The sequence below is a fragment of the Streptomyces novaecaesareae genome (assembly GCF_000716875.1).
In the GTDB taxonomy this organism is placed as follows: Bacteria; Actinomycetota; Actinomycetes; order Streptomycetales; family Streptomycetaceae; genus Kitasatospora; species Kitasatospora novaecaesareae.
The window spans coordinates 1-3213 of record NZ_JNWQ01000176.1 but is presented as its reverse complement, the minus strand read 5'-3'; the positions used below and the strand labels follow the sequence as shown (position 1 = coordinate 3213).

The following is a 3213-nucleotide window of genomic DNA, read 5'->3' as shown; positions in this document are numbered from 1 at the left end:
GTGACTGGTCGTTGTTTGAGAACTGCACAGTGGACGCGAGCATCTGTGGCCAAGTTTTTAAGGGCGCACGGTGGATGCCTTGGCACCAGGAACCGATGAAGGACGTGGGAGGCCACGATAGTCCCCGGGGAGCCGTCAACCAGGCTTTGATCCGGGGGTTTCCGAATGGGGAAACCCGGCAGTCGTCATGGGCTGTCACCCGCTGCTGAACACATAGGCAGTGTGGAGGGAACGCGGGGAAGTGAAACATCTCAGTACCCGCAGGAAGAGAAAACAACCGTGATTCCGGGAGTAGTGGCGAGCGAAACTGGATGAGGCTAAACCGTATTGGTGTGAGACCCGGCAGGGGTTGCCAATGCGGGGTTGTGGGAATGAGCTTCAGTCGTCTGCCGGCGGCTGGGCGAGTCAGAAACCGTATGGGTAGTCGAAGGACATGCGAAAGGTCCGGCGTAGAGGGTAAGACCCCCGTAGACGAAATCTGTACGGCTTGCTTGCTCATCTCCCAAGTAGCACGGGGCCCGAGAAATCCCGTGTGAATCTGGCGGGACCACCCGCTAAGCCTAAATATTCCCTGGTGACCGATAGCGGATAGTACCGTGAGGGAATGGTGAAAAGTACCGCGGGAGCGGAGTGAAATAGTACCTGAAACCGTGTGCCTACAAGCCGTGGGAGCGTCGTCGTGGTTTTCGGATCACGGCCGTGACTGCGTGCCTTTTGAAGAATGAGCCTGCGAGTTTGCGGTGTGTAGCGAGGTTAACCCGTGTGGGGTAGCCGTAGCGAAAGCGAGTCCGAATAGGGCGTCTGAGTTGCATGCCCAAGACCCGAAGCGGAGTGATCTAGCCATGGGCAGGTTGAAGCGCGGGTAAGACCGTGTGGAGGACCGAACCCACCAGGGTTGAAAACCTGGGGGATGACCTGTGGTTAGGGGTGAAAGGCCAATCAAACTCCGTGATAGCTGGTTCTCCCCGAAATGCATTTAGGTGCAGCGTCACGTGTTTCTTGCCGGAGGTAGAGCACTGGATAGGCGATGGGCCTTACCGGGTTACTGACCTTAGCCAAACTCCGAATGCCGGTAAGTGAGAGCGTGGCAGTGAGACTGTGGGGGATAAGCTCCATGGTCGAGAGGGAAACAGCCCAGAACACCGACTAAGGTCCCTAAGCGTGTGCTAAGTGGGAAAGGATGTGGAGTCGCAGAGACAACCAGGAGGTTGGCTTAGAAGCAGCCACCCTTGAAAGAGTGCGTAATAGCTCACTGGTCAAGTGATTCCGCGCCGACAATGTAGCGGGGCTCAAGCACATCACCGAAGTCGTGTCATTGCAGCATATAGGGCCAACGCCTGCTGTGATGGGTAGGGGAGCGTCGTGTGCCGGGTGAAGCGGCGGTGGAAACCAGTCGTGGACGGTATACGAGTGAGAATGCAGGCATGAGTAGCGATACAAGAGTGGGAAACTCTTGCGCCGATTGACCAAGGGTTCCTGGGTCAAGCTGATCTGCCCAGGGTAAGTCGGGACCTAAGGCGAGGCCGACAGGCGTAGTCGATGGACAACGGGTTGATATTCCCGTACCCGCTTTGAAGCGCCAACGCTGAACCTCTTGATGCTAAGCCCGTGAAGCCGGCCCGGAGTCTTCGGACAAAGGGACGTGGTGGAGCCGGTGACCCAACGGGGTAGTAGGTGAGCGATGGGGTGACGCAGGAAGGTAGTCCAGCCCGGGCGGTGGTTGTCCCGGGGTAAGGGTGTAGGACGAACGGTAGGCAAATCCGCCGTTCATATAGTCTGAGACCTGATGCCGAGCCGATTGTGGTGAAGTGGATGATCCTATGCTGTCGAGAAAAGCCTCTAGCGAGTTTCATGGCGGCCCGTACCCCAAACCGACTCAGGTGGTCAGGTAGAGAATACCGAGGCGTTCGGGTGAACTATGGTTAAGGAACTCGGCAAAATGCCCCCGTAACTTCGGGAGAAGGGGGGCCATTCCTGGTGACGAGTCTTGCACTCTGAGCTGGGGGTGGCCGCAGAGACCAGCGAGAAGCGACTGTTTACTAAAAACACAGGTCCGTGCGAAGCCGTAAGGCGATGTATACGGACTGACGCCTGCCCGGTGCTGGAACGTTAAGGGGACCGGTTAGCTTGGATTCGTCCAGGCGAAGCTGAGAACTTAAGCGCCAGTAAACGGCGGTGGTAACTATAACCATCCTAAGGTAGCGAAATTCCTTGTCGGGTAAGTTCCGACCTGCACGAATGGCGTAACGACTTCTCGACTGTCTCAACCATAGGCCCGGTGAAATTGCATTACGAGTAAAGATGCTCGTTTCGCGCAGCAGGACGGAAAGACCCCGGGACCTTTACTATAGCTTGATATTGGTGTTCGGTTCGGCTTGTGTAGGATAGGTGGGAGACTTTGAAGCGGCAACGCCAGTTGTTGTGGAGTCGTCGTTGAAATACCACTCTGGTCGTGCTGGATGTCTAACCTGGGTCCGTGATCCGGATCAGGGACAGTGTCTGGTGGGTAGTTTAACTGGGGCGGTTGCCTCCTAAAGGGTAACGGAGGCGCCCAAAGGTTCCCTCAGCCTGGTTGGCAATCAGGTGTTGAGTGTAAGTGCACAAGGGAGCTTGACTGTGAGACTGACGGGTCGAGCAGGTACGAAAGTAGGGACTAGTGATCCGGCGGTGGCTTGTGGAAGCGCCGTCGCTCAACGGATAAAAGGTACCCCGGGGATAACAGGCTGATCTTCCCCAAGAGTCCATATCGACGGGATGGTTTGGCACCTCGATGTCGGCTCGTCGCATCCTGGGGCTGGAGTAGGTCCCAAGGGTTGGGCTGTTCGCCCATTAAAGCGGTACGCGAGCTGGGTTTAGAACGTCGTGAGACAGTTCGGTCCCTATCCGCTGTGCGCGTAGGAGTGTTGAGAAGGGCTGTCCCTAGTACGAGAGGACCGGGACGGACGAACCTCTGGTGTGCCAGTTGTCCTGCCAAGGGCATGGCTGGTTGGCTACGTTCGGGAGGGATAACCGCTGAAAGCATCTAAGCGGGAAGCCTGCTTCGAGATGAGCACTCCCACCTCCTTGAGAGGGTAAGGCTCCCAGTAGACGACTGGGTTGATAGGCCGGATATGGAAGCCCTGTGAGGGGTGGAGTTGACCGGTACTAATAGGCCGAGGGCTTGTCCTCAGTTGCTCGCGTCCACTGTGTTGTTCTGAAACAACGACCGCCCTG

Annotated in this window: 1 rRNA gene; it reads left to right on the top strand. The window is 56.9% G+C overall.

What is annotated here, in order from left to right:
• The first annotated feature begins 47 nt into the window (after window positions 1-47).
• Window positions 48-3168, top strand: a 23S ribosomal RNA gene (locus tag OP86_RS32290).
• Window positions 3169-3213 lie beyond the last annotated feature (45 nt).